General features: G+C 70.8%; 22 protein-coding genes. 12 read left to right on the top strand and 10 right to left on the bottom strand.

Translation table 11 applies throughout. From position 1 onward, the window contains the following. Nucleotides 1-62 precede the first annotated feature (62 nt). Entirely contained in the window at nucleotides 63-512 is a 450-nt protein-coding gene (locus AC3RXY_RS01575; RefSeq protein ID WP_491509120.1) for an Lrp/AsnC family transcriptional regulator, read from the top strand. Between the two features lie 123 nt (nucleotides 513-635). Continuing rightward, entirely contained in the window at nucleotides 636-1598 is a 963-nt protein-coding gene (locus AC3RXY_RS01570) for a 1,4-dihydroxy-2-naphthoate polyprenyltransferase (protein WP_491509119.1), read from the top strand. On the opposite strand, the gene AC3RXY_RS01565 is transcribed toward AC3RXY_RS01570, so the two are convergent. Then, nucleotides 1562-1879, bottom strand: a complete 318-nt coding sequence (locus tag AC3RXY_RS01565) for a DUF4229 domain-containing protein (protein ID WP_491509118.1) — start codon at nucleotides 1877-1879, stop codon at nucleotides 1562-1564. The two genes, AC3RXY_RS01570 and AC3RXY_RS01565, sit on opposite strands and share 37 nt — an antisense overlap. 113 nt (nucleotides 1880-1992) lie before the next feature. On the opposite strand from AC3RXY_RS01565, the gene AC3RXY_RS01560 reads away from it, so the two are divergent. Together AC3RXY_RS01560 and menD are read left to right on the top strand one after the other, a co-directional pair. Next, the gene (locus tag AC3RXY_RS01560; protein ID WP_491509117.1) at nucleotides 1993-2361 is read left to right on the top strand and encodes a PLD nuclease N-terminal domain-containing protein; all 369 of its coding nucleotides are present in this window, start codon (nucleotides 1993-1995) and stop codon (nucleotides 2359-2361) included. After that, nucleotides 2358-4037 (top strand): 2-succinyl-5-enolpyruvyl-6-hydroxy-3-cyclohexene-1-carboxylic-acid synthase, encoded by a 1680-nt coding sequence (menD, locus tag AC3RXY_RS01555; protein WP_491509116.1) that lies wholly within the window; start codon nucleotides 2358-2360, stop codon nucleotides 4035-4037. Before AC3RXY_RS01560 ends, menD begins: the two co-directional genes overlap by 4 nt. Nucleotides 4038-4056: 19 nt before the next feature. Here the strand turns inward: menD and AC3RXY_RS01550 are convergent, their stop codons facing one another. Both AC3RXY_RS01550 and AC3RXY_RS01545 read right to left on the bottom strand, forming a co-directional pair. Then, nucleotides 4057-5283, bottom strand: a complete 1227-nt coding sequence (locus AC3RXY_RS01550; protein WP_491509398.1) for an isochorismate synthase — start codon at nucleotides 5281-5283, stop codon at nucleotides 4057-4059. Between the two features lie 17 nt (nucleotides 5284-5300). After that, complete coding sequence (locus AC3RXY_RS01545; protein ID WP_491509115.1) at nucleotides 5301-5759, bottom strand: hypothetical protein; 459 nt, start codon at nucleotides 5757-5759, stop codon at nucleotides 5301-5303. A 394-nt stretch (nucleotides 5760-6153) separates the two neighbouring features. Between AC3RXY_RS01545 and AC3RXY_RS01540 the strand changes: the two genes are divergently transcribed. Further along, nucleotides 6154-6717 (top strand): DUF402 domain-containing protein, encoded by a 564-nt coding sequence (locus tag AC3RXY_RS01540; protein ID WP_491509114.1) that lies wholly within the window; start codon nucleotides 6154-6156, stop codon nucleotides 6715-6717. A gap of 60 nt (nucleotides 6718-6777) precedes the next feature. Here AC3RXY_RS01540 and AC3RXY_RS01535 read toward each other — a convergent pair whose 3' ends face one another. From AC3RXY_RS01535 to AC3RXY_RS01520, 4 genes are all read right to left on the bottom strand, one after another. Continuing rightward, the gene (locus AC3RXY_RS01535; protein WP_491509113.1) at nucleotides 6778-7572 is read right to left on the bottom strand and encodes an ABC transporter ATP-binding protein; all 795 of its coding nucleotides are present in this window, start codon (nucleotides 7570-7572) and stop codon (nucleotides 6778-6780) included. Beyond that, nucleotides 7569-8648: a FecCD family ABC transporter permease gene (locus AC3RXY_RS01530; RefSeq protein ID WP_491509112.1), complete on the bottom strand. Its 1080-nt coding sequence runs from the start codon at nucleotides 8646-8648 to the stop codon at nucleotides 7569-7571. Before AC3RXY_RS01530 ends, AC3RXY_RS01535 begins: the two co-directional genes overlap by 4 nt. Further along, complete coding sequence (locus tag AC3RXY_RS01525) at nucleotides 8645-9592, bottom strand: FecCD family ABC transporter permease (protein ID WP_491509111.1); 948 nt, start codon at nucleotides 9590-9592, stop codon at nucleotides 8645-8647. The genes AC3RXY_RS01530 and AC3RXY_RS01525 overlap by 4 nt, the downstream gene beginning before the upstream one ends. A gap of 80 nt (nucleotides 9593-9672) precedes the next feature. Continuing rightward, entirely contained in the window at nucleotides 9673-10635 is a 963-nt protein-coding gene (locus AC3RXY_RS01520; RefSeq protein ID WP_491509110.1) for an ABC transporter substrate-binding protein, read from the bottom strand. 149 nt (nucleotides 10636-10784) lie between these two features. Here AC3RXY_RS01520 and AC3RXY_RS01515 point away from each other — a divergent pair, with 149 nt between their 5' ends. From AC3RXY_RS01515 to AC3RXY_RS01500, 4 genes are read left to right on the top strand one after another with little or no spacing between them, the layout of a single operon-like run. Continuing rightward, nucleotides 10785-11534, top strand: coding sequence for a hypothetical protein (locus AC3RXY_RS01515; protein ID WP_491509109.1), 750 nt, complete (start codon nucleotides 10785-10787; stop codon nucleotides 11532-11534). Nucleotides 11535-11568: 34 nt separating this feature from the next. Further along, nucleotides 11569-12348 carry a class I SAM-dependent methyltransferase gene (locus AC3RXY_RS01510; protein ID WP_491509108.1) on the top strand — a complete coding sequence of 260 codons (780 nt, stop codon included), beginning with the start codon at nucleotides 11569-11571 and terminating at the stop codon, nucleotides 12346-12348. Beyond that, complete coding sequence (locus tag AC3RXY_RS01505; RefSeq protein WP_491509107.1) at nucleotides 12345-13403, top strand: polyprenyl synthetase family protein; 1059 nt, start codon at nucleotides 12345-12347, stop codon at nucleotides 13401-13403. The genes AC3RXY_RS01510 and AC3RXY_RS01505 overlap by 4 nt, the downstream gene beginning before the upstream one ends. Before the next feature lie 9 nt (nucleotides 13404-13412). Further along, nucleotides 13413-14786: an FAD-dependent oxidoreductase gene (locus tag AC3RXY_RS01500; RefSeq protein ID WP_491509106.1), complete on the top strand. Its 1374-nt coding sequence runs from the start codon at nucleotides 13413-13415 to the stop codon at nucleotides 14784-14786. A gap of 664 nt (nucleotides 14787-15450) precedes the next feature. Here the strand turns inward: AC3RXY_RS01500 and AC3RXY_RS01495 are convergent. Then, on the bottom strand, nucleotides 15451-15909 hold the full coding sequence (locus AC3RXY_RS01495) for a GNAT family N-acetyltransferase (RefSeq protein ID WP_491509105.1): 459 nt from the start codon (nucleotides 15907-15909) through the stop codon (nucleotides 15451-15453). Between the two features lie 166 nt (nucleotides 15910-16075). On the opposite strand from AC3RXY_RS01495, the gene AC3RXY_RS01490 reads away from it, so the two are divergent. After that, on the top strand, nucleotides 16076-18295 hold the full coding sequence (locus AC3RXY_RS01490; RefSeq protein WP_491509104.1) for an NADP-dependent isocitrate dehydrogenase: 2220 nt from the start codon (nucleotides 16076-16078) through the stop codon (nucleotides 18293-18295). A 186-nt stretch (nucleotides 18296-18481) separates the two neighbouring features. On the opposite strand, the gene AC3RXY_RS01485 is transcribed toward AC3RXY_RS01490, so the two are convergent. Then, the gene (locus tag AC3RXY_RS01485) at nucleotides 18482-20959 is read right to left on the bottom strand and encodes a L,D-transpeptidase family protein (RefSeq protein WP_491509103.1); all 2478 of its coding nucleotides are present in this window, start codon (nucleotides 20957-20959) and stop codon (nucleotides 18482-18484) included. 189 nt (nucleotides 20960-21148) lie between these two features. On the opposite strand from AC3RXY_RS01485, the gene AC3RXY_RS01480 reads away from it, so the two are divergent. After that, nucleotides 21149-22330: an ROK family transcriptional regulator gene (locus AC3RXY_RS01480; RefSeq protein ID WP_491509102.1), complete on the top strand. Its 1182-nt coding sequence runs from the start codon at nucleotides 21149-21151 to the stop codon at nucleotides 22328-22330. Nucleotides 22331-22371: 41 nt separating this feature from the next. Next, a complete protein-coding gene (locus AC3RXY_RS01475; RefSeq protein WP_491509101.1) occupies nucleotides 22372-23151 on the top strand; it encodes a glucosamine-6-phosphate deaminase in 780 nt (259 codons plus the stop codon). An 80-nt stretch (nucleotides 23152-23231) separates the two neighbouring features. On the opposite strand, the gene AC3RXY_RS01470 is transcribed toward AC3RXY_RS01475, so the two are convergent. Further along, nucleotides 23232-25625, bottom strand: a complete 2394-nt coding sequence (locus tag AC3RXY_RS01470) for a transketolase-like TK C-terminal-containing protein (protein WP_491509100.1) — start codon at nucleotides 25623-25625, stop codon at nucleotides 23232-23234. Between the last annotated feature and the right edge of the window lie 116 nt (nucleotides 25626-25741).

Genomic DNA, 25741 nt, shown 5'->3' with positions numbered 1-25741 from the left:
GATCATGAGGTGTAGAGGAAAATTTCCGGTTTCAGCCGGATCTAACCGATATTATTTCACGTATGGATGACGCTGTCGACCGAGCACTGCTCGCTGCCATCTCCCGCGACGGAAGAGCCACGCTCGCCCAGCTGTCCGATGCGGTGGGTCTCTCGGTCTCCGCTGTGCAATCGCGCATTCGCCGGCTGGAGGCGCGGGGGGTGATCGCCGGATACCGCGCCGTGCTCGACGCTGAGGCGGTGGGCGTGCCGCTGTCGGCGTTCATCGAGATCACACCGCTCGACCCGGCACAGCCGGACAACGCCCCCGAGCTTCTCGAGCATCTCAACGCGATCGAGGCGTGCCACTCGATTGCGGGAGACGCGAGCTACATGCTGTTCGTGCGCGTCCCCTCCCCGCGCGCGCTCGAGGAGCTGGTGCGGGATATCCGGCTGGTGGCGAACGTGCGAACGCGCACCACCGTCGTGCTGCAGACCTTTTACGAGCACCGCCCCATCGTCTCCGGCGACTAATCCCCGCGGCGCCGCTCCCGAATCCGCCCCGGTTGACCGTCCACGCGGCAGGGACCCGGCGCACCGAGAGCGGATTCGGGGACGGGCGAGGGCGCGGCACGCGGCGCGTCGTAGGATGCCGGAGTGGCTGCACCCTCGAAGCGGCGCGCGCATGCGCGCCCTGTTCCGCACCGTTCCGGCAACCCGGCCAAGCGCCCCGTGGAGGCCCTTCCGCCCGTGACCGTGAAGGACTGGATCGAGGGCGCCCGCCCCCGCACCCTCCCGCTCGCGGCGGCACCGGTCATCGTGGGCACGGGCGCCGCGCGCATCATCGACCACGAGTTCCACTGGGTCATCGCGCTGGCGTGCCTGGCGGTGTCGTTCCTGCTGCAGATCGGCGTGAACTTCGCCAACGACTACAGCGACGGCGTCCGCGGCACGGACGCCTACCGGGTGGGCCCTGCCCGCCTCACCGGTTCCGGCCGGGTGCCGGCCAGGGCGGTGCTGGCCATCGCGCTCGGCTGCTTCGCGCTCGCCGCGCTCGTCGGGCTCGCGATCGTGATCCGCACGGGGCAGTGGTGGATGCTGGCGGTGGGCGCCGTGGCGATCATCGCGGCCTGGTTCTACACCGGCGGGAAGCGCCCGTACGGCTACGCGGGTCTGGGCGAGGTCTTCGTCTTCGTCTTCTTCGGGCTGGTGGCGACCCTCGGCACCACCTGGGTGCAGGCGTTCTTCCTGCCGCAGGAGGCGTGGATCGGGGCGATCGCGGTGGGCCTGTTCGCGTGCGCCGTGCTGCTGAGCAACAACCTGCGCGATATCGACCAGGACCGCGCGGCCGGCAAGCGCACTCTCACCGTCCTGATCGGGCGCCGGGCGACGCAGGTGGTCTACACGGTGTTCATGCTCGCGCCGTTCGTGCTGGCGGCGCTGCTGGCGCTGTTCTACCCGATCGCCTGGCTGGCGTTGCTGGCGCTGCTGGCGGCCCTGCCCGCGGTGCTGATCGTCTGGACGTACCGCGCCGCGCAGGAGCTGGTGGTAGCCCTGGCGTTGACGTCGCTGACGTCGCTGGCCTACTCGCTGGCGCTGTTCTGGGCGTTCGTGGGCTGACCGGAGTCATCCGGCGCTGAACCCGCTGCGGCCTCGGCGTCTTCGATCTCCTCGTCGTCGATGAGGCCCTTGCGCCGGCGTCGCTCGTACAGCTCCTGGGAGGCGGCCGTCAGAGGGCTGCGGAGGAAGATCAGCGAGATGCTCATGCCGATGAGCGCGGCGAAGATCGCGGTCAGCCACCAGTACTCGCGGAAGATCGGGAGCAGCCACATCAGCCCCAGCGGCACGAGGAACGCGAGCAGGCGCAGCACGGTATACACGAGGAGGGGCGGGAGCTTCACCCGATCAGTCTAGGCAGGGCTGCTTGGCGAGCCCTGACATCAGCGGTCGGAGCGCGGTGCACGGTGCTCGCGAAGCCGGGGCGCATGCTCGACCCGCCGCCTAGACTGGAGGGATGGCACGCGGGCTGATCATCGGTGGCGTCTTCGCCGCCGCCTTCTGGATCTACAGCATCGTCGACTGCGCACTGCAGCCGGCGACGCGTCATCGGGGCGTTTCCAAGCAGCTGTGGATCGTGATCGTCGCCGTGCTGCCCGTGATCGGCGGGATCCTGTGGTTCGCGCTCGGGCGCGGGTCGCGCGGCCCCGGGGCTGAGGCCGGCGGATTCCTCCCCCTCGACGACGACCCCGCCGCGCTTGCGCGCGCCCAGGCGGACGAGGCGCGTCGTCGCGAGCAGGACGAGCGCATCCGCCAGCTCGAGGAAGAGCTCGCCCGCCTCGACGACGAGCCAGGGCCGACAGGTCATTCCGGCGAGCGGTCGTGACCGCGCCACCTGACGCCGCCGTTTCTCCGGCGGCGGATGCGGCAGCATCCCTGCTCGCCGAGCTCATCGCCAACGGCGTGACCGACGTCGTGATCTCGCCGGGTTCTCGTTCGCAGGCCCTCGCGCTCGCCGCAGCGCACCTCGCTCACCACGATCTGCTGCGCGTCCACGTGCGCACCGACGAGCGGGTGGCCGGCTTCACCGCCCTCGGCATCGCCCGGGAGACCGGGGCGCCCACAGCGGTCGTCTGCACGTCCGGAACAGCGCCGGCCCATCTGCTCCCTGCGGCGATGGAGGCGCACCATGCCGGGGTGCCGCTGGTGCTGCTCACCGCCGATCGCCCGCCGGAGCTGCGCGGCGTCGCCGCCAACCAGGCCACGGTGCAGCCGGGGATGTTCGAGCCGTGGGCGCGCTGGTCCATCGATGCCCCGACGCCGGTCGACGGGACGGAATGGGACGGCCTCGGGCGGCGGGGCGCGCGCGCGGCGATGGGTCTGGATGATGCCGGCGTGCCCGTGCCGGGGCCGGTGCACCTGAACCTGCCGATGCGCGCTCCGCTCTCGGCGCCGTTGCCGGCGGATTTCACTGCCGTTCCCGGCCCGGTGGCGGCCCGCACGGCCGGCGCACCCCTCGTGCTCGAGCGGGATCGGCGCACCGTCGTGGTCGCCGGAGCGGACGCCGGACCGGATGCCGAGGAGATCGCGCATGCCGGCGGCTGGCCGCTCATCGCCGAGATCGTCAGCGGTGCCCGCTTTGGCCGCCAGGTGGTGCACGGTTACCGTGCCCTGCTGTCCGGGGAGGAGGCGCCCGGGCTCGCAGAGCAGATCGAGCGTGTGGTGGTGTTCGGGCACCCGACCCTGAGCCGTGAGGTCGCCGCCCTGCTGGCCGCACCCGGGGTCGAGGTGGTCGCGGTGCGCTCAGGCGGGGAGAGTGTCCCTGGCACGGTGGCGGATCGTGTCGTGGTGGCGGACGGCCCGGCCGACCGGGCGTGGCTGGGTGCCTGGATGCGCGCGGCCGCACCGCTCGCGGTCGATCTCGACGCTCCGCCGCCCGATCAGGAGCGGCTGAACTCGCCGGACAACGTCGCCAGGCGCGAGGCGGTGCGGATCGAGCTCGACGCCGTGCGGCGGCCGCTGGATCGCGCGCTGCTGGCCGACGCCGTGTGGCGGGCGACCTGGCCGCACGATCGCCTGGTGTTCGGCTCGTCCCGGCTGGTGCGCGTGGCCGATGCCGTCCTCAGCGGCCGGAAGGTGCCGGTGCACGCCAACCGCGGCCTGGCCGGTATCGACGGCACTGTTGCGACGGCGACCGGGATCGCGCTGGCCAGCCAGGCCGCCGGAGCGCCGGGGGTGACGCGCGTGCTGCTGGGCGACCTCGCCCTGCTGCATGACGCCGGTGCGCTCGCCCTCCCGCCCGATGAGCCCGCGCCGCGCCTGCAGGTGATCGTGGGCAACGACGGGGGAGGGACGATCTTCGACGGTCTCGAGGTCGCGGCGACCGCGTCGGCGTCCGATCTGGATCGGGTGTTCTACACCCCGCATCACGTGTCGCTGGAACACCTCGCCGCCGCGTATGGGTGGGAGTACCGCCGGGTGCAGACCCGTGGCGCGCTCGACCAGGCGCTCACGTCGCCGATCACCGGCCCGCAGCTCATCGAGGTGCCGCTGGACCGCTGAGCCTGCCGCTCCGCGGCGTTCAGGCGAGTGCGTCCACCACCGGGCGGAACTTCACCCTGGTCTCCAGCAGCTCCTGCTCCGGATCGCTGCCCGCGACGATGCCGGCGCCGGCATAGGCCGTGACCGGAATCGCTCCCGCACCGGGGACGTCGAACTGCGCGCAGCGGAGCGCGATCGCCCACTCCCCGTCACCGGAGGCATCGACCCACCCCACCGGTCCGGCGTAGCGTCCGCGGTCGAAGGGCTCGATGCGGCGGATGGCTTCGATCGCCGTCGCCGTCGGCGTTCCGGCCACCGCTGCGGTCGGGTGCAGTGCCGCCACCAGATCGAGGGACCCTGCGTCGTCGCCGAGCTCGGCCTCGACGTCGGTGGCGAGGTGGAACAGGTTCGGCAGTCGCAGCACGAACGGCTCGTCGCTCGCCGCGAGTGCGCGGGCGTGGGGCCGCAGGGATGCGAGCAGGCTCTGCACGGCGTAGCGGTGCTCCTCGAGGTCCTTGCGGCTGGAGGCCAGCGCGGCGGCGGCCGCGGTGTCGCCGTCCGTGTCGGCGCCCCGTGCCGCTGTGCCCGCGAGCACACGGGCGGTGGCGGTGCCGCCGCGCACGGTCACGAGGGTCTCCGGGCTCGCCCCGATCAGACCGTCGACCGCGAAGGTCCAGGTGTCGGGATAGCCGCTGGCGAGGGCGCGCACGAAACGACGCAGGTCGGCGTCGGCGGGGGCCGTGCCGCGCAGGTCGCGGGCGAGCACGATCTTGTCTGCGGTGCCCGCGGAGATCTCGCCGAGCGCCGTGCGCACCGAGGTCTCGTAGCCGGCGGCGTCCTGGCGTCCCGGCCCGAGGGACGCCGACCAGGCCGGTCCGTCTGCGCATGCCGGAGGCATGCCGGGGTGCGGTTCGTCGTCGCGCGAGATGGTGGTGAGCCAGGTGCGCCCGCCTCGCCGTCCGACGATCTGCCGGGGCACGTGGATGCGGCTCACGGCCGCGGAGGCTGCATCGAAGGAGATCGCGCCGAAGCCGATGAGGCCGCTGCCCGGCACGCGCACGGTGTCTTCGACCACCGCGGCGGCCGCGAGCGCCCGCCAGCGACGGGAGAGGGTGGTGATGCGCTCCGGGCCGGTGGCCTCGAGAACGGCGGCAGCCCCGGAGCCGACCATGCCGTCGCCGCGTCGCTGCCAGACCGCGAGTCCGTCCCGGGGCGCCGCGTAGCGAAGAGGGTCGTCGGTCGGGTCGATCTCGTGCGTGCGCACCATCAGGCGACCGGGTTCCGTCACGTGCCCCAGCCTACTTGCGCCGGGGATGTCTGCTCGGCGCAGGGAGGGGACCATGACGTGCAGGCCGGCACCCGGAACCCGGGTCCTGTTCCGGTGGTGCCTCGTGTCACACCGATAGTGAGTCCGCGCGCTGAGCGAAGAATGCCGGGTCGCAGCGCGGTGTCCTTCGAGTTGCGCCGAGCGTTGATGATGGCGCGGAGGTACCACACAACCGCACCGGTGACCCCGACGGCGATGCCCATGACCCGCTGTCCGCTGAAGGCCGTGATGGCGAGAGAGAAGGTCACGCCCGACAGGGGTGCGAGCGCGGCGTGCGTCCATCCCGTGGCGGCGACCGGGGAGGGATCGATCGTCCAGGCCACGGCGCACGAGAAGTAGCCGATGGCTACCCCGACGGGGATGACGAAAGTCGGGGATGACGACAGTCGCGATGGTGAGGGGGTCGCGCCGATCACTTGAGCCCCGGTGTTTCTGTCCTCTGAGATCCGGTGTTTCGAGCGGTCCGGCGGCCTCCCCGGGGATCGACGATATCGATATCGAGTACCGGATGTCTGTCGGGTCTTCGGGGACAGGCGCGGTCTGGCTTTCTTTCCGTTCTTCACGTGAGCAGGGATCTCCATGAGGACGAACCGCTCACCGGAGACGCGCGGGCGCGCGTTGCGGACGCGCGGCCGGCGTCTCCCAACACGTCGGGGACGCCGCCGATGTCGGCCTCGAATCCGCCCAGCCGGCATCCACCGGCACAGGCTCCCGAGGGGAACCACAGGCAGGCCGGTTCAACTACCCTCTTCGTGATCGAGAGATTGGCGGAGGCAGATGGCAGCGGGAAGACCGGATATACCCTCTCTGGTGACTTTCCGGTGGCGCAAGTGGGACGGCAGCCCGCACTGGGAGCACGAATGCGTCTACCTCGGATCGGACGAGTGGGGTGACTGGCTCGGTCAGCTGCCCGCGTGGTGGAGCTCCCGCCCGGGCCGCGCGGGAGCGGCGCGCGTCGCGAACGTCACGTGTATCCCGGCCGCTGGTGACCATGCGTCGACCCTGTACCGCGACCATGCCGACGGCATGGAGGTCTATATCGACTTGGGGTGGGACGTGCGCTGGAGCGATGACCCGCTCGTGGTGACCGGGATCGACATGGATCTCGATGTCGTCCGGGTCGCTGATGGGCGCGGCACATGGGTGGACGACCGCGACGAATGGGCAGAGCACAGCGTCCGTTACGGGTATCCGGCCGCGGTGATGGCGCACCTGGAGGCGCTCGCGCTCGACCTCGAGGAACGGGTGCGGGCCAGGCGCGCTCCCTTCGACGGGGCGACCGCAGCAGGGTGGCTCGCCCGGCTGGACGCGCTGACCGAGCAGCACCCGCCCCGGGGCGTTCGCGGTGCGTGGGGTGACGCTCGTGAGCGCTGAGATCGAGGCGATGTGACCAGCGCCGACCATCCGGCGGTCATTGGCTCTCCCTCCTGTTGCTCAGGGGGTCCTGTTGTTCAGGCGGTGCGGCACGATCACGGGTCTCCCGGTGACGGGGTCCGTGAGAATGCGGCTGTCGATGCCGAACACGTCGCGCAGGAGGTCGGGCGCCAGCGTCGTCGTGGGGTCGCCGGTTGCGGCTGCTCTCCCGTCGCTCATCGCGATGATGTGGTCGGCGTAGCGCGCAGCCATACCGAGATCATGCAGAACCATGACCACCGTGAGGCCGCGCTGGCGCTGCAGCTCGGTCACGGTCTCCAGCACCTCGATCTGGTGGGCGACATCGAGATAGGTGGTGGGTTCGTCGAGCAGGAGGACCTCCGGCGACTGCGCCAGCACGAGGGCGATCCATGCCCGCTGCCGCTGACCCCCCGAGAGGGTGCCGATCGCGCGTTCGGCGAGCTCCTCGATCCCCGTCGCACGGAGTGCGTCACGCACGATGCGTTCGTCCTCGTGCGACCACTGGTCGTACCAGCGTCGGTGCGGGTCGCGCCCGCGGGACACGAGGTCGATGACGGCGAGGTTCTCCGGCGCATCAGGGCCCTGCGGCAGCAGCGCGACCTGGCGGGCGTATTCGCGGGCGCGGATCCGCGCGATGTCCGTGCCGCCGCGGAGGATCGTGCCCTGGCGGTTCTGGAGACCCGCGATCGCGCGCAGCAGCGTCGACTTCCCTGACCCGTTCGGTCCGACGATCGCGGTCGTCCGCGCCCGCGGGATGCTCAGCGTCACCCCGCGCAGGACGGTGCTGCCGCCGAGGGCGACCTCCAGGTCGTGGATGCGGAAGGCTTCGCTCATCGCATGGTCTCCTTTCCTTGCCGAACAAGCAGCCAGATGAGGAAGGGTGCGCCGACGATCGCTGTCACCGCGCCCGTGGGCAACAGGATCGGAGCTGTCGCGGTGCGGGCGGCGAGGTCGCTCGCGGAGACGATCGCGGCGCCGATCATCGCGGAGGCGAGAAGGGGCGGACGGGGCGCCTTCGCGGCGCGTTGCGCGATGTGCGGTGCGACGAGCGCGACGAACCCGATGGGTCCGGCCACCGCGGCCGCGATCGACGCGAGGACGACGGAGCACACCAGCAGGAGGCCGCGAGTCCTGCGGACGTCCTGCCCGAGGGCTGACGCGATGTCGGGCCCGAGCTGGAGAGCCGGAAGCCGGGTCGACAGCGGAATGAGGATGGCGAGCACGAGCACGAGTGCGGATGCCGCCACGACCACTTCGACCGTGCCGCGCCCGTTGAGAGACCCTGCCAGCCACGCGTTCGCACGCTCGGCGTCGTTGAGCGACGCGATGACGAGCATCCAACTGGTCAGCCCGCTGAACAGGGCTGACGATCCGACGCCGACGAGCAGCATGTGAAGGCTGCCACCCGAGGCCAGCCTGAGGATCGTGCCGACGAGGGCTGCCGCGGTGAGTCCGCCCACGAGGGCTGCCGCCGATGTGCCTGCCCCGTGCAGGAGCGACGCCATACCCGTGGTGGCCTGGCCGGTTCCGCCGAGGACGATCACCGCCACGGCCCCGGTGCTCGCACCTGCGGTCACGCCGAGCAGGTCAGGGCTCGCGAGACCGTTGCGGGTCGTCGTCTGCACGATGGCCCCGGACAGGGCGAGCATCGCGCCGACGAGGAGACCCAGGACGATCCGGGAGAGACGCAGCGTCATCACGACGAGGCGCTCCTGGGGGGTGCCGCCGCCGGCCAGCACCTCGACCACGCGCCGGGGCGACAACGGCGCATCGCCCGTTCCGAGGGAGACGACGCACAGCGTCGCCACCACGACCACGGACACGGCCGTGATGCCCAGGACACGCGGCGACCAGCGGAACGAGACCCGGCCGGCGCGAAAAATGCGGCGGCGGGATCGGGGGGCCGTCATTCCCGCCCCCGGAACAGGCGGACGACGAGCACCAGGAACACAGGACCGCCGACGACGCCCATCACGATGCCGACCGGCAGCTCAGCCGGCGCGACGATCGTCCTTCCCAGCGTGTCTGCGGCGAGCACCAGAGCAGCGCCGAGAAGCGCGGAAAGGGGGAGCAGCCGTGCGTGGGTCGGCCCGACGATACCGCGAGCGATGTGGGGCGCGACGAGCCCGACGAAGCCGAGTGAGCCGACCAGCGCGGTCGCACCTCCGACGAGGAGCGTGACGCTCGCGAGGCCGATGATCCGGGTGGGCATGAGGCGTCTTCCGAGCGACCGGGCGACGTCGTCGCCCAGCGCGAACGCGTCGAGGGCGGGTGCCTGAGCGGCCACGAGCACAGCGCCCGCGAGCATGAGGGGCGCGACCAGGGACACCTCGTCGAGGCCTCGCCCTCCTGCGAGCGATCCGACCGTCCAGAACCGGTAGAGGTCGAGCGTCGTCGCGTCGAGCAGCAGGACCACGCCGGTGATCGCGCTGAGCAGCGCGGAGACCGCCGCACCCGCCAGCACCAGCGAGGCGGGTGACGCGTCTCGGCGCCGTCCCGCGACAGCGCCGATCGCGAGGACGGCGGCCGTGCCGAGCGCGGCGCCCGCGTATGCCGACCACAAGTACCCCGAGGGCGTCGACAGGCCCAGGAACGCGATGCTCAGGACGACGGCGAGCGATGCCCCTGCCGTGACGCCCAGGAGGCCGGGATCGGCGAGCGGGTTGCGGGTGTGCCCCTGCATCACGACTCCGGACACGGCGAGTGCCGCTCCCCCGAGGAGACCCAGGACGGTGCGCGGCACGCGCTGATCCCACACGATCGCCTCGGCCTCCGCGCCGCCATTCCTCACGAGCGCAGACAGGACGGTCACGGGATCAAGCCCGCGAGACCCGATGAAGATGCTGGCCAGCATGACGAGCGCGAGCCCCGCCGCGGCGGCCGTGAGCGCGCCCGTTCCGCGCCAGGAACGGGCAGGCGCCTCCGGGACGTCGATCAGAACATCTCAAGAAGCTGCTTCACGACGCCCAGCGTGTGGATCGCCGTGAGCGCCCCGCCCTCGTGCGTCTGCTTGTCCGAGCGCACGAGGCGACCCTCCTGCACGGCGGGCAATTGCTGGAACAGGCTGTCGTTCTGCAGCTGCTCCCAGACAGCGGGGTCGTTGACGAGCGCCACGATCGCATCGGCGTCGCCGAAGCCCGCGAGCATCTGCTCGAGGCTGTACTTGGCTTCCGCGCCGTCGATCGCCGCCTGGAAAGCGGCCGACGGGGTGGCGCCGACGTCGCGCAGCGTCAGCGACAGCAGTCGGTTCGGACGCGTCTCGACGCTCTCGCCGTTGTAGCTCATCGGCACGAAGGCGTTGGCGGAGAGAACGTCGGCGTACTCCGCGGCGAGGGAGGCCACCCCGTCCTCGTACGTGACGATGAGCTCTTCGGCACGTTCCTCTGTCCCCGTCGCTGCGGCGACGAGACGCAGGTCATCCTGCCACGTGCTCGTGTTCTGCTCACCGATCGCGAGCACGGGCGCGATCGCCTCGAGCTCCTCGCGAATCGGCTCGATGTCGTCGAGGCGGCTGACGATCAGATCGGGCTCGGCCGCGACGATCGCCTCCAGATTGATTTCGTCTGCCAGGAACAGCTCCTGTGCGCCGTCGGCCCGTGCCGCGGCGAGGGCGTCGGCGATCGGCGACTCGAGGTCGAGGGATCCCGCCTTCTCGTACGGATAACCGGTCAGCGGCAGCCCCAGCGACAGCACGATATCCAGGTCTCGGCGCCCCTCCAGGACGACGACGGAATCGAGCTCGACCGGGACGTTCACCTCCCCGAGGACGGTCTCGACCGTGCGGTACTCGCCGGGTGCGCCGCCGTCGTCCGCTGCTTGCTCCTGGCCGGCGCAACCGGTGAGGAGCAGGGCGGGCAGGAGGGACACGGCCGCGAGGGCACGATAACCAGAGTTCATAAGATTAGCCTACCCTTACTTAATTCAAGTGAATGAACAACCCCCGGTCGACCCGTCCCGCAGCCCTCGTGGGCGGGGTTCCCTGCGCATCGTTCCCGCGAGACATGCCCGGCGCCTGACCGGCGTGCGTGGCGCGTAGGGTGAGGGCTGTGGCCACCGAGACCGAGATGACGACACCAGCGCGAACCATCCGGCGGGTGCTGGTCTGGGTCATCATCGGATCCTTCAGCGTCGCCGCGCTCGGCGGGATCTTCGTGCTGCTCACCGGGGCCCTCTCCGACACGGCCGGCCGGGTCCTGGCCACGACGGCCCTGGTCGGGGTGTTCAGCGTGGCTGTGCTGTGCTGCGCCGCGCTCATCGGGCGTCCACAACAGTGGGTGGGCTATCTGGGTGCGCTCGTCTCGCTCATCGCGGGATCCCTGGCCGTCTTCGTCGTGTGGCATGACGGGTCGTGGTCGCTGGGTTCGTCCTTCTGGAGGGTGTTGTGGACGCTCTGGGCCGGCACGCTCGCCGGGGCGCTCGTGTCGCTGCTGCTTCTCCTCTCCGACCACCGCAGAGCCGCGGTGCGGACGGGGCTGCGCACCACGGTCGCGCTGGTGGGCATCAGCCTGCTCCTGGGCGTGCTGCTCATCTGGGAACTGACGCCCCGCGGTGACGGGTTCTGGCGGATCACGGGCACCGTCTGGATCCTCGCGGCGCTCGGCATCGTGATCGTTCCGGTGATGTCCCTGTTCCTGCGCGATCGCGGCCCGGAGCCGGTCGGCGCCGCATCGGAGGGGGAGAGCCGGGGGCCGCTCTCGGCGGATTCGATCGCCCGGGTCGTCGCTGAGGCGGAACGGGCCGGCCTCACCCCCGACGATCTCATCGCCCAGGTCTTCCCGCCGGCGCCCCCGCGTTGAGCACGGTCGCACCGGCTTGCGTAGACTCGAACGGATGAGCCCGCATCCCGCAGAGCCCAACCGAGCCGACCTCGAGAAGGACCCGGCTCGCGTGAGCGGCATGTTCGACCAGGTCGCACCCGGATACGACCGCACCAACACGGTGATGACGGTCGGCAACGACCAGCTGTGGCGCGCCGCGACCACCCGCGCCGTCGCGCCGCGCCGCGGTGAGCGCATCCTCGACCTGGGGGCGGGCACGGCGTCGTCGTCTGCAGCTCTCGCTCGGAGCGGCGCGGACGTCGTCGCCGCCGACTTCTCGCCGGGGATGCTCGCCGAGGGGCGACGCAGGCACGGGCACCTCGCGAACCTGTCGTTCGTGCAGGCCGATGCGATGGACCTCCCCTTCGACGACGCATCCTTCGACGCGGTGACGATGTCCTATGCATTGCGCAACGTGCAAGACCCCCGTCAGGCGTTGCGGGAGCTGCTGCGCGTGACGAAGCCCGGGGGGCGCCTCGTGATCAACGAGTTCTCGACACCGCCGAGCGCGCTGTTCCGCGGCTTCTATCGTTTCTACAACGGAACCGTTCTGCCGCGGCTCGCCCGCGTCGCCGGAACGAACGGGGGCGCGTACGACTACCTGAACGAGTCGATCGGCGCCTGGCCGGATCAGCGTGTGCTGGCCAGGTGGATCCGTGACGCCGGCTGGGTCGACGTCGCCTACCGCAACCTGTCGTTCGGCATCGTCGCCCTGCACCGCGCGCGGAAGCCGGCGCCGGCACCCGACGGGACGGCGTCCGCTCCGGTCCGCCCGGGTAGGGTGGAGGCGTGACTTCGAGCCCCGCCGCCGCGGGCTCGCGTTTTGCGAGCCGCCTCGGTCTCAGCGACCGCATGTTCGCTGGTCCCGGCGCGCGTCGGCTCGCCGGCCGCGTCGAGGAGGGCGTCGACCTCGTCGAGCGGGGTCTGGCCGAGGACCTGCGCATCACCGACACGCTCGCGGACGCCACCAGCCGCTACCTGTACGAGGCGGGCGGCAAGCGCGTCCGTCCGATGCTCATGGTGCTCACCGCACAGCTCGGCAAGGGCAATGTGCCCGCGGTCATCGACATCGCCAAGGCGATCGAGATGACCCATCTCGGCTCGCTGTACCACGACGACGTCATGGACGGCGCAGACCGGCGCAGGGGCGTCGCTGCCGCCCACACGGTGTGGGGAAACAGCATCGCCATCCTCACCGGAGACCTGCTGTTCTCGCGCGCCAGCCAGCTCATGTCGCGCCACGGCGAGCGGGCCATCCGCCTGCAGGCCGACACGTTCGAGCGTCTCGTGCTCGGGCAGATGCATGAGACCGTCGGAGCGCAGGAGGGCGACGACCCGATCGAGTTCTATCTGCAGGTGCTGGCGGACAAGACCGGCTCGCTCATCGCGGCGGCCGCGCAGGGCGGCGTCATCTTCTCCGGCGCACCAGCGGAGTACGAGGAGCCGGTACGGGTGTTCGGCGAGAAGATCGGCGTCGCCTTCCAGCTCCTCGACGACGTTCTCGACCTCTCCGCAGACCCGGACACGACGGGCAAGGTCCCCGGCACCGACCTGCGTGCCGGCGTGCCGACGATGCCGTACCTGCTGCTGCGGGGCACGGACGCCCCGGGGGCAGAGCTGGCCGACCGTATCGACGCCGGGATCGCGCGCATCGCTGCGGGCGAAGACCCGTCGATCCTCGACGGCGCCCTCGCCGATCTGCGTGAGCATGAGGCCACCGCGCGCACCGAGGCGCTCGCGAGGGAGTGGACGCACGACGCCGTCGCCGCTCTCGATCCGCTGCCCTCCGGCCCGGTGCGGGAGGCGCTTGTGCGCTTCGCGCGGTCCCTGGCCGAACGTCACAGCTGAAAGGACCCCATGACCAAGCTCAGGCTGGCCATCGTCGGAGCAGGCCCCGCGGGCATCTACGCCGCAGACATCCTGCTCAAGACGGAGCGCTCGTTCGACGTCTCGATCGATCTGTTCGACCACTTGCCCGCGCCCTACGGGCTCGTGCGCTACGGCGTGGCCCCCGACCACCCGCGGATCAAGGGCATCATCACGGCTCTGCGTGAGGTGCTCGACCGTGGAGACATCCGCATCTTCGGCAATGTGCGCTTCGGCGTCGACATCACGCTGGACGACCTCAAGCACCACTACAACGCGGTCATCTTCGCCACCGGTGCGGTGCGCGATGCCGACCTCGACATCCCGGGGATCGAGGCCGCCGGCTCGTACGGTGCGGCCGACTTCGTGAGCTGGTACGACGGGCATCCGGACTTCCCGCGCGAGTGGCCGCTGGATGCCGAGTCGGTCGCCGTGATCGGCAACGGCAACGTCGCGCTCGACGTCGCCCGCGTCCTCGCGAAGCACGCCGAGGACCTCCTCGTCACCGAGATCCCCGAGAACGTGCACGCGGGGCTCGCGGCCTCGAAGATCACCGATGTGCACGTGTTCGGTCGTCGCGGGCCGGCGCAGGTGAAGTTCACCCCCTTGGAGCTTCGTGAGCTCGGTGAGCTGCGCGATGTCGACATGGTCGTCTACGACGAGGACTTCGACTACGACGACGCCTCGCGCGATGCGATCGCGTCGAACAAGCAGGTCATGGTCATCGACCGCGTGCTGCAGTCGTGGCGGAAGCGCCCCGGTGTGAACAATGCCGGCGGCGAGGCCTCGCGCCGACTGCACCTGCACTTCTACGCTCGGCCGGTCGAGGTGCGCTCGGACGCCGACGGCCGCGTGGAGACATTCGTGTACGAGCGCACCCGGCCGGACGGCGAGGGCGGCGTCGAAGGCACCGGCGAGCTGCGCGAGGTTCCGATCGGCCAGCTCTACCGCGCCGTGGGTTACTTCGGCTCCCCGCTGCCGGGCGTGCCCTTCGACGAGCACCACGGCGTGATCCCCAACCATGAGGGCCAGGTTCTCCACCCGGACTCCAACGAGCGGGTGCCCGGCGTGTACGCCACCGGCTGGATCAAGCGCGGCCCGGTCGGCCTGATCGGCCACACCAAGTCGGATGCGATGGAGACGGTGCGCCATCTGGTCAACGACCAGGGATCCTGGTGGCAGCCGGTCGACCCGTCGGAGGAGGCGATCCCCGCTCTGCTCCTCGAGCGCGGCGTGCGCTGGACCGACCTCGACGGCTGGCACCGCCTCGACGAGCACGAGATGGCCCTGGGTGCGCCGCATGAGCGCGCGCGGGTGAAGGTCGTCGACCGCGATGAGATGGTGACCGTCTCCCGCGGGGAGTGACCGCGCCCCGCCCGTCCCGTCGCGTCCCGTCCCCGCGCGTCCCGTCGCGTCCCGTCGCGTCGTCTCCCTCGGACCTCGGATCGCGGATCGCGGATCGCGGATCGCGGACCTCGCTGCGCTCGGTCTGCCGAATCACCAGGATTTTCAGGCCCGCGGGCCTGAAAATCCTGGTGATTCGGCTCGCGCGCGCAGCGTGAGCTGCAGCGCACGGCTGCGCGCACGGCTGCGCGCACGGCTGCGCGCACGGGCTGCGCGCACGGGCTGCGCGCACGGCTGCGCGCACGGGCTGTGCGGTCGGGCTGTGCGGTCGGGCTGTGCGGTCGGGCTGCGCGGCAGGGCTGTGCGGTCGGGCTGCGCGGCAGGGCTGTGCGGTCGGGCTGCGCGGCAGGGCTGTGCGGTCGGGCTGGACGGCAGCGGTGCGCGGCTGCGTTGCGCGGCTGGGCTGCGCGGGAGCGGAGCGCGCTCGTGACGAGCGTGCTCCCAGCGCGCGCGGGGATCGGGGGGGAGAGACGAGAGCGGCCCGGCGCGCTGAGCGCAGCCGGGCCGGTGCGACGGGGTCTCGGTGGGGGAGGGGATCCGAGGCCCCGCCGCACCCTCTAGTCTGCCATTGGCGAAGACCCGCGGATGACCACGACGGGCCGGTTGGCCGGAGTCGGCCAGGGAATCAAGAACCGAACCGCACTGATGCGATGACCTCGCCGTACTCGGTCTCACCGACCGGCTCGAAGCCCACGCGCAGGAAGAACGCCTCGGGGCCGCCCTCGCCGGCCTCATAGACCACGTCGACGTGATCGAAGCCGCGCTCCTGCGCCTCGGCGACCAGGGACTCGACGGCGAACCGTCCCACGCCACGACCCTGGTCGTCGGCGTCGACGTTGATCCGCCACAGCACGCACCGGAAGTGCTCCTCCTGCTGCTCGGGATCGAAGTTCGCGCTGATGAAGCCCACGACCTCGTCGCCGTCCAGCACCACGCGCTGCCAGGTGGTCTGCGGATCGAGCACGGTGGCGGCGGTGCCGTACGACACCGGAGCGAGGAACTGCTCCTGGCCTGGCTTGAGGGAGAGGTTGTTGACCGCGACGATCGTCGCGGCGGAGAGTTCGACCAGTCGCAAGTTCGTCATGGGAACAGGCTAACGCGTCGTCGCCGCCGCCGGGACCGCCGCATCGGAAGTTTCCCTGCCCGTCGTCCCGCGGTATCCGCCGGGTCGGCCGGGGCCAGGGCGGCGCGCCTGCGCTCCGGTATCTTGGTATCGAGAGAAAAAAGCTCGCGAACGGAAGAGGATCCCGGTGACCGACGACGCCATCATCTACACCCACACAGACGAGGCGCCGGCACTGGCGACGGCCTCCCTCCTCCCGATCGTGCAGGCGTTCGCCGGCCAGGCGGGCGTCCCGATCGAGACGCGCGACATCTCGCTCGCCGCCCGCGTGCTCGCCGCCTTCCCGCAGCGGCTCACCCCGGAGCAGCAGGTCGGCGACGCACTGGCAGAGCTCGGCGGACTCGCCACCCTCCCCGAGGCGAACATCATCAAGCTGCCCAACATCTCGGCGTCCATCCCGCAGCTCAAGGCCGCCATCGCCGAACTCCAGTCGCAGGGCTTCGACATCCCCGACTACCCGGACGAGCCGGCGACGCTCGACGAGAAGGACGTGCGCGCCCGCTACGACCGCATCAAGGGCTCGGCGGTCAACCCGGTGCTCCGTGAGGGCAACAGCGACCGGCGCGCCCCGCTGTCGGTGAAGAACTACGCCCGCAAGCACCCGCACGTCAACAAGCCGTTCGGCGCCGGATCCCAGACCCGCGTCGTCACCATGACGGAGGACGACTTCAAGCACAACGAGAAGTCGTGGGTCGCCGCCCACGATGATGTGCTCACCATCCAGCACGTCGCGCAGGACGGCACCGTCACCGTGCTCAAGGACAACCTGAAGGTCCTGCCGCGCGAGATCGTCGATGCGACCTTCCTGTCCGCAGCGGCGCTGGACGCGTTCCTCGCCGAGACGCTCGCCCAGGCCGCGGCGGACGACGTGCTCTACTCGGTGCACCTCAAGGCCACGATGATGAAGGTCAGTGATCCGATCATCTTCGGTCACGTCGTGCGTGCCTTCTTCTCCGACGTCTTCGACCGGTTCGGAGACCAGCTCGAGGCCGCCGGTCTCAGCGCCAACGACGGCCTCGGCTCGATCCTCGCAGGACTCGACGGCATCGAGGGCGGTGCAGAGATCGCCGGCGCCTTCCGCGCCGCGATCGCCGACGGCCCCCGGCTGTCCTACGTCAACAGCGACAAGGGCATCACCAACCTGCACGTGCCGAGCGACGTGATCGTCGACGCGTCGATGCCCGCGCTCATCCGCAACGGCGGAAAGCTGTGGGGCGTCGACGGTGCGGAGGACGACACGATCGCCGTCATCCCGGACTCCTCCTACGCGGGTGTCTACCAGGCCGTCATCGACGACGTGATCGCGCACGGTCCGCTCGACCCTGCGACCATCGGCACCGTTCCCAACGTGGGTCTGATGGCGCAGGCCGCCGAGGAGTACGGCAGCCACGACAAGACCTTCGAGGTGCCGTCGGCGGGTGTCGTCCAGGTCGTCGACGGAGACGGAGACGTCGTCATCGAGCACGATGTGCAGGCCGGAGACATCTGGCGTGCCACGCAGACCAAGCACGTCGCGGTGATGGACTGGGTCAAGCTCGCCATCAACCGCGCGAAGGCCACCGGGGCTCCCGCGGTGTTCTGGCTCGACCTCAACCGCGCGCACGACGCCCAGCTGATCGCCAAGGTGCACCAGGCCCTGGCCCTGCTGGACACGAAGGGCGCGACGATCTCGATCCTCTCGCCCGAGGAGGCCACCCGGTACACCGTCGCCCGCATGCGGCTGGGCAAGGACACCATCTCGGTGACCGGTAACGTGCTGCGCGACTACCTGACCGACCTCTTCCCGATCCTCGAGGTCGGCACGAGCGCCAAGATGCTCTCGATCGTGCCGCTGCTCGCCGGGGGCGGCCTGTTCGAGACGGGCGCGGGCGGCTCCGCTCCCAAGCACGTCCAGCAGCTGCTCGAAGAGGACTACCTGCGCTGGGACTCGCTCGGTGAGTTCTTCGCCCTCGCTGCGTCCTTCGAGCACTTCTCGGACTTCACCGGCAACGCCCGCGCGAAGATCCTCGCCGACACGCTCGACGCGGCCACCGGCACGTTCCTCGAGCAGGACCGTTCCCCTGGGCGCAAGCTCGGCACGATCGACAACCGCGGCAGCCACTTCTACCTGGCGCTGTACTGGGCGCAGGAGCTGGCGAAGCAGACCGTCGACGCCGAGCTGGCGGCGGCGTTCGCACCGATCGCCGAGGAGCTGGCCGCGAACGAGGAGACCATCGTGGCCGAGCTGATCGCGGCGCAGGGCGAGCCGGCCGACATCGGCGGCTACTACCGCCCGGACGTCGCGAAGGTGGAGGCCGTGATGCGCCCGTCCGCGACGCTCAACGGCGTGATCGACGCGCTGCGCTGATCCACCGACGAAAGCGGGGGCGGATGCCGTGGCATCCGCCCCCGCTTTCGTGTCTGCGCGCGCGATCCCGTACTCAGGCAAACAGTGCGCAAAAGGCGGGTTGGAGGCGGCATACCGCCTCCAACCCGCCTTCTGCCTGAGTCCGGGACAGGGTGGTGCGGGCCGTCGGCGCCGCGCCGGATGGGATCAGTAGTGGATGTCGACCTGGACACCCTCGGGAGCCCAGTCGAAAAGCCACTGAGCGCGCCATTCCGGCATCCCCACGCAGCCGTGGCTCGTCGGCGTGCCCCAGCTGGAGTGCCAGTAGACGCCGTGGAACGCCTCGTCGCCGTGGAAGTACATCACCCACTTCACGTCGGGCTGGAAGTAGTACGGCGCCTGCGTGACGTCCCGGTTGCCCATGTTCTGCTGGGTGGTCTTCCAGCCGATGGTGAACGAACCGGGGGTCGTCTCGAAGCCCGAAGCTCCCGAGGAGATCGACCAGGAGTCCACCGCGGTGTCGTTCTCCCACGCTGTCAGTGTCTGGGTCGCCAGGTTCACGGAGATCCTGCGGTGTCGTTCGTCGGTGGTGAAGGGGGTCTCCTTCACGGGGAGCGCGAGCACGCCGTCACCCGACTGGAGCTGTGCGGCGAAGCGTTCTCCGACCCCCGCTGTGCCTTCCATCGCGCGCCCTGTCACGCCTTCGCGCAGGGTCTCGAGCACGCCGCCGTCGCCGTCGACCACGGCGATCGCGTTGATCGGCTCACGGTTGACGGTCTCGGGCAGGGTGTCGACGGTCTTCTGGATGGCCGCGGCGTCCGCGGTGATCACGAACTCCCCGTCCACGTCGTCGATCGCGAGCCATCCGGCCGCGGTCGCGGGAGACACCGGCACGGTACGCTCCGCGTCGACGTAGAACCCGACCGACGCCAGGGTGGTGTTGAGCTCGGCCACGGTCTCGTTCGCCGAAGCGTCGTCGATGGGGGCGGCCACGTCGGTGACCACGGGCTCCATCGTGGGGTTGGCCACGCCGGCCGTGAAGGCATCGGCGATGGTCTCGGTGACGGCATCGAGATCGATGCCGGTGCCCAGCACGGCGGGTGTGGAGGTGTAGGTCGCGCTCTGCGCATCGAACACGATGCCCGCGTCGATGGGCTCGATGTATTGCGCCGGGAGTGCTGCGCGCAGGGCCGCCTCCGCAGGCTCCGGGTCGAGCGTGATCGCCGCGTCGATGTCCCGCGCCTGCCAGCCGTCCACGTTCCACAGCGGGAACTTCTCGAAGGCCTCCGCCGCGAGGGCATCGGCGTCGATCGTCGCGCCCAGGTCGGTGACCGGTACGGTCACCTCCCCGTCGGCGCCGGTGAAGGTGACGCTCATGTCGGAGAGCCGCTCGGACAACTTGTCTGTCGCCATGCCGGCGGTGTGCCAGCCCACCGGAACGCCGGCGACGGTCACGCCGGGCGCGATGAGGACGAGGGAGGCGGTGACGGCTGCCGCGGCGAGGAGCGCACCGGCGGCCGCGGCGACCCAGAGGCCGACACGGCGCTTCTTGCGCGGCGGCGGCGGAGCCCACTGCGCGCCACTGTTGTCGTCGTCGCCCGTGCCGGACGAGCCGTCCCCGCCGGCGGCCGCCGAGAGGGGGGCGGTCTCGGCGGGCGTGCGTGCAGCGGGAGGGGCGAATGCGATGGTCTCGGCCTCCGCCGACATCGGGGTGGGCGCCGGCGTCGGCGGCGCAGGCGGTGCCGCGGCGACGACGGGCGTGGCCGCGATGGTCGCCACCGCAGGATGGAGCGCCGCGGGAGCCTGTTCTCCGGTCACCGGGGTCTCTCGGGTGGCATCGTCGTCGGAGGCGGCCGTGTCGTCCAGGCCGGGCCCAGCGGGTGCGGCGTCGCGGGCCTCGGCGTCCGAGGTGCTCGTGCCCGTCGGCGCGGGCAGGACTTCTGCGTCGGGGAGGGCCGGGGGAGCAGGCGGCGCCATGACGCCGGAGAATTCCGGTTCGGTCGCTGCGGTCTCCGGGATCGGAGCGCTCTCGTCCGTCGGCGACGCCTCGGCGGGTGCGGAAACGATGGCGTCGGCCGTCGCGGCGCCGACCACGGCCGCAACGTCGGTGTCTGCTTCTGGCGCGTCGAAGAGCCGGGAGATGTCGAAGGGCTCCTCCTCCGTGGCAGGCTCGGCGCTGTCGGGGGCCGCGGCCTCGCCTGTCGCGACGGTGTCAGCGGTCTCGGCGGTGTCGGCGGCGGCGGATGCGGAGGTGTCCTCCGCGGCGACCGGGGCGGCCTCGGCGGCGATCTCGTCGTCTGCCGGGTCGTCCGTCGCTGGCGCGTCGGCCTGCGGAGCGGGAGCGACGTCCTCGGAGGGCACGCCGGCCGGGACCGGTTCATCGGAGGGCACGGGTTCATCGGAGGGCACGGGTTCATCGGAGGGCACGGGGGTCTCGGCCAGGCTCTCCGGGGTCTCGACGGAGCCCTCGGGAGTCTCGGCCGGGCTTTCCGGAGCCGTACCCGCGGTGTCGGCGGCGTTCTCCGGGTCTGCGGGGGAGAGCGTGTCGGTGGCGTGCCGGTCGGAGGCTTCGAGGTCGCCGACGTGCTCCGTGACGATCTCGTCGCCGGAGGGGTGCTGCGCGATGACCGGGAGGGATCCGGTGGTTTCCCCCGGGCGGGCGGGCGCGGGCGTCCGTTCGCTCATGGGTGTGTACCTCCCGATGCGGTTGAATGCATTAGTCCATTCTACGGTCGGGTGCTGGTGTCCCAGCCGGGAGAGATGCCCGGAGAGCCGCGGAACGATGCGGCAGGGCGGTAACGTTTTCATAACCCGTAGCGCATCGTCCCATCGAAGCGCTTGCGCGATCTGTGTTCGTAAGGTGTACTAACAAATATGTCCGCGCCCCACGAACCCTCGCTGTCCTGGCCCGGTGCCCCGGCACCGGGAGCCCAGGGAACGGGTCGTCGGCTGCGCTCGCAGGGGAAGATGCTTCCCGAGCAGGCACGCGACCACAATCGCGCTCTCGTCCTGCAGCATCTGTACCACGCTGGTGCCATGAGCCGTGCGGATCTATCCCGCGAAACCGGCCTCACCCGCGTCACCATCTCCGACCTGGTCGCCGAGCTCATCGGTGAGGGCTTCGTCGTCGAGAAGGGGATGCGCGAGGTCAGCGGTCCCGGAAAGCCCGCGATCCTCATCGACATCGATCGCGCCGGTCACGAGATCATCGGCATCGATCTCTCCGAGCCGCAGGTGTTCCGCGGCGCAGTGATGAGCCTCGACGGCAAGGTGAACACCCGTCACGAGGTGCCGCGTCCTGCGGAACCCGACGGACAGGGGTCTTTCGAAGCCATCCGCAGCCTCGCGCATGAGCTCGTCGCGGCGGCGTCCGCATCGATCCTGGGCGTGGGCGTGTGCAGCCCCGGCATCGTCCGCTCCGACGGCGTGGTGCTCGAGTCGCCCAACCTCGGCTGGACAGACATGCCGCTCCAGCGCCTCCTCGAGGAGGAGCTCGGTCTGCCGGTGACGCTCTGCAACGACGCGAACGGCGCTGCGCTCGCGGAGTACACGCTCGGCAGCGGACGGTCAGACAGCATCCTCGTGAAGGTCGGTCGCGGCGTCGGGGCCGGAGTTATCTCGGGCGGGCAGCCCATGGTCGGCAGCCGCTTCGCCGCCGGTGAGATCGGCCACGTCGTCATCGGCACGGACGACGGCCCGCGCTGCGTCTGCGGCCGGGATGGCTGCCTGGAGGCGTGGATCGGCGAGAACGAGCTGCGACGACGCATCGCCGACGCCGGCCCGGAGGGCCGGGACGCCGTGCTGCGCGACACCGGGACCCGTCTGGGCATCGCTCTCGCGCCGATCGTGAGCGCGCTCGACCTCTCCGAGGTCGTGCTCGCGGGAACGCCGGAGATCATCGACGCGGTCGTGCTCGGCGCCGTCGTCGAGACCCTGCGTGCCCGTACGCTGGAGCGCGTGTCCGCCGGGATCGTCGTGCGCCGCACCGCCCAGGAAGACATCGTCCTGCGGGGTGCTGCCGTGACGGTGCTGCGGGAGCGCCTCGGGGTCTCCTGAGCGCGCGTGTTCCAGAGTCGTCGAGAGTAGAGGAGGGCCGCATGGCCGAGATCGTGATCGTGGCGGATGCGGAAGAGGCCGGCGCGCTGGTCGCCGAGGAGATCGCGCGTCGCATCACCGAGAAGCCCGACACGGTGCTGGGGCTGGCGACGGGCTCGACCCCGCTGCCGGTGTACGCGGCGCTGCGTACGCGTCTCGCGGGCATCGATGTGTCCCAGGTGAGCGGCTTCGCCCTCGACGAGTACGTCGGCATCGACCCGCAGCACCCGCAGAGCTATCGATCGGTCATCACGAGCGAGGTCGTCGAGCCGCTGGGCCTGGATCCGGCACGTGTGCACGTGCCGGACGGCGCCGTCGACGGCATCGCCGGGGCGGGGGCGGCGTATGAGGCGGCCATCGCCGCGGCGGGCGGCGTCGATCTGCAGATCCTGGGCATCGGCACCAACGGGCACATCGGCTTCAACGAGCCGGGTTCGTCGTTCGCCTCACGAACCAGGATGAAGACGCTGGAACAGCAGACCCGCGCCGACAACGCGCGCTTCTTCTCCTCGCCGGAGGAGGTGCCGATGCACTGCATCACCCAGGGGCTCGGCACGATCATGGACGCCCGCCACCTCGTGCTGCTCGCCTTCGGCGCGGGGAAGGCCGAGGCCGTCGCGGCTGCGGTCGAGGGGCCGCAGAGCATGTTCCTGCCCGCTTCGGTGATTCAGCGGCATCCGCATGTGACCGTGGTGGTCGACGAAGCGGCGGCATCGCGGCTGCGCCTCGCCGACTACTACCGCTACACCTACGACAACAAGATGGCCTGGCAGCACATCTGACACGGTCGTATGAGGCCGGGGGGATCGGCTCAGGACGGGGACGGCGGGGGAGCCGTCCCCGTCCTGAACGGTGCGCAGACTCAGCGGGTCAGGTCGAGGGCCGCCCCGGCGATCGCCTCGGCGTCGATGCCATGCAGACGATAGGCGTCTGACACGCTCGCCGCCTGGCCGAAGGTGCTCACGCCGAGCGTCCGCACCCGGTCGCCGCGGACCCCGGCCAGGAACGCCAGGGTGTGGGGATGCCCGTCCATCACCGTCACCAGCGGCGCGGGGTGCTCCGCGGGGAAGAGCCGGTCGAGGACGGCCGATCGCGGGCTCGCCGCCACGCGGCCCCGGGCGTTCAACGCCTCGAACAGCAGACCGGGGCTCGTCACGCACACGACGCCGGCGGTCACGCCCAGGTGCGCGAGCCGCTCGGCGGCCGCGCACACCTCCGTCATGATCGCCCCGGCGCCCACGAGGGTCACGTCGTCGCGCTCGGCCGGATGCTCGCTCAGGCGGTATCCGCCTGCGATCACCTCCTGCCGCCGCCGCTCGCGCAGCAGGGGGTCCTCCGGAAGGCGGGCGAGGGACTGATCCACCGGACGGGTCGACAGCCGGAAGTACCCCGATCCGCCATCGGGGTCGGTGAGCGAGCGCAGCGCCTCCAGCATCGTCCATTCCAGATCCTGCGCGAAGGCAGGCTCCCAGCTGGTCAGGCCAGGGATCTCGAGGGTCACCGATGGCGTGTTGATGGACTGGTGTGCGCCGCCCTCCGGGGCCAGGGTCACACCGGACGGGGTGCCGATGACGATCGATCGTCCGCCGGCGTAGAGCCCGAAGGTCCAGGGCTCCAGTGCGCGATTGATGAACGGGTCGTAGAGGGTCGCGATCGGGAGGAGCGGCTGGCCCCAGCGGGCGCCCGCGAGCCCGAGCTCCGAGGCCAGGCCCACCAGGTTCACCTCAGCGATACCGAGCTCGATGTGCTGTCCGCGCGCGTTTTCGTGCCATTTGAGCAGGCGCTCGTCGTCGTCGGCGAACCAGTCCTGGCGGCCGGCGAGAGACCACACACCGGTGCGATTGATCCAGCCGCCGAGGTTCGTCGAGCTCGCGACGTCCGGGCTCGCGGTCACCACGCGCTCGGCGACCTCGGGTGCGGCCCGGCGCAAGTCGCCGAGGAATCGTCCGAGAGTCGCCTGGGTGGATGTCACCGCACGGTGGCGCCACCCGAGCTCGGCCGGCACCGCGGCCACGGCGACCGGCACGATCGGTTCCCGGCGCAGCCGCGCGGCGGCGTCTGCGCAGATCCGGCCCGCTTCGCTGTCGGCGGGGAACCGCTGCCACGGGTCGGTCAGGCTCATGCCGGAGGCTTCGGCGAGCTCCTGCATCTGCTCGAGGGTGAGCTGGGCGGAGTGGTTGCCGGGATGGCCTTCGATCGCCAGACCGCGACCCTTGATCGTATACGCGAAGATCACCGTCGGGCGAGTGTCCTCGATGCTCGCGAACGTGGACTGCAGCTCCTCCAGGTCGTGGCCGCCGAGGTCGCGGACGAGCTCCGCGAGACCGAGGTCGTCAAAGGGCGCGAGCACGTCGCTGATGGCCGTGGCGTCGGCAGGGTCGAGACCGGCGAGCAGGCGTGAGCGCACCTCCTCGGGATGTGCGCGGAGGATGCGCTGATACTCCTCATTGGGCATCTCCCGCATCCGGCGCTCGAACGCCGCACCGCCCGGGGAGGCGAACGCCTCCCGCAGCCGGCGCCCCCAGGTGCACGAGAGCACCTGCCAGTCGGCGGCGGCGAACATCCCGCGAAGCCGCTCGATCTGGACGTCGGGGATGACGCGGTCCAGCGATTGCCGGTTGAGGTCCACGATCCACACCACCTCCCCGAGGTTGCGCACCTCGGGGTCGATGATCGCCTCCCACACGGCGCCCTCGTCCATCTCCGCGTCGCCGAGGAGGGAGAAGAAGCGTCCCGCCGGAGGGGTGCCCTCGAACCGGTCCTCGAGGTAACGGTGGGTGAGCGCCGCCCACAGCGGGGCGGTTGCGCCGATTCCCACCGATCCGGTGGAGAAGTCTGGGCGATCCGGGTCCTTCGTGCGTGAGGGGTAGGGCTGCAGGCCGCCGAGCGAACGCAGTGTCGGCAGGTAGGCCGGGTCGAGCTCTCCCAGCAGGTAGTTGATCGCGTGCAGGACCGGGGACGCGTGCGGCTTCACGGAGACCCGGTCCAGCGCTGTCAGCTCCGAGAACCACAGCGCGGTCATGATTCCGACCATCGAGGCCGATGACGCCTGGTGTCCGCCGACCTTCACGCCGTCGGGGTTCTCCCGACCCCGGTTGGCGGCGTCGATCATCGCGGTCGCCGTCCACAGCACCCGCTGCGAGATCTCGCGCAGCGGGTGCTCGCCCGAGGAGGCGGAGAGCGGGCGGGAGTTCGCGCGGGGCGGGTCGGTCTGCACCGACGTTTCGAACTGGTGCTCGTCCTGGTCCTGCGTCATCGGGTCCTCACCTCGTTGTCAGGGATCGCTTGACGACGAGTAAACCGGATTTGGCCTCGCCGGGATACATCATGACGCAGATCCGCCGATGAATCGTCTGGCCGTGCACGACGCGG

It is taken from the genome of Microbacterium longlingense, assembly GCF_058349825.2.
This window is presented reverse-complemented; position numbering and strand designations above follow the sequence as displayed.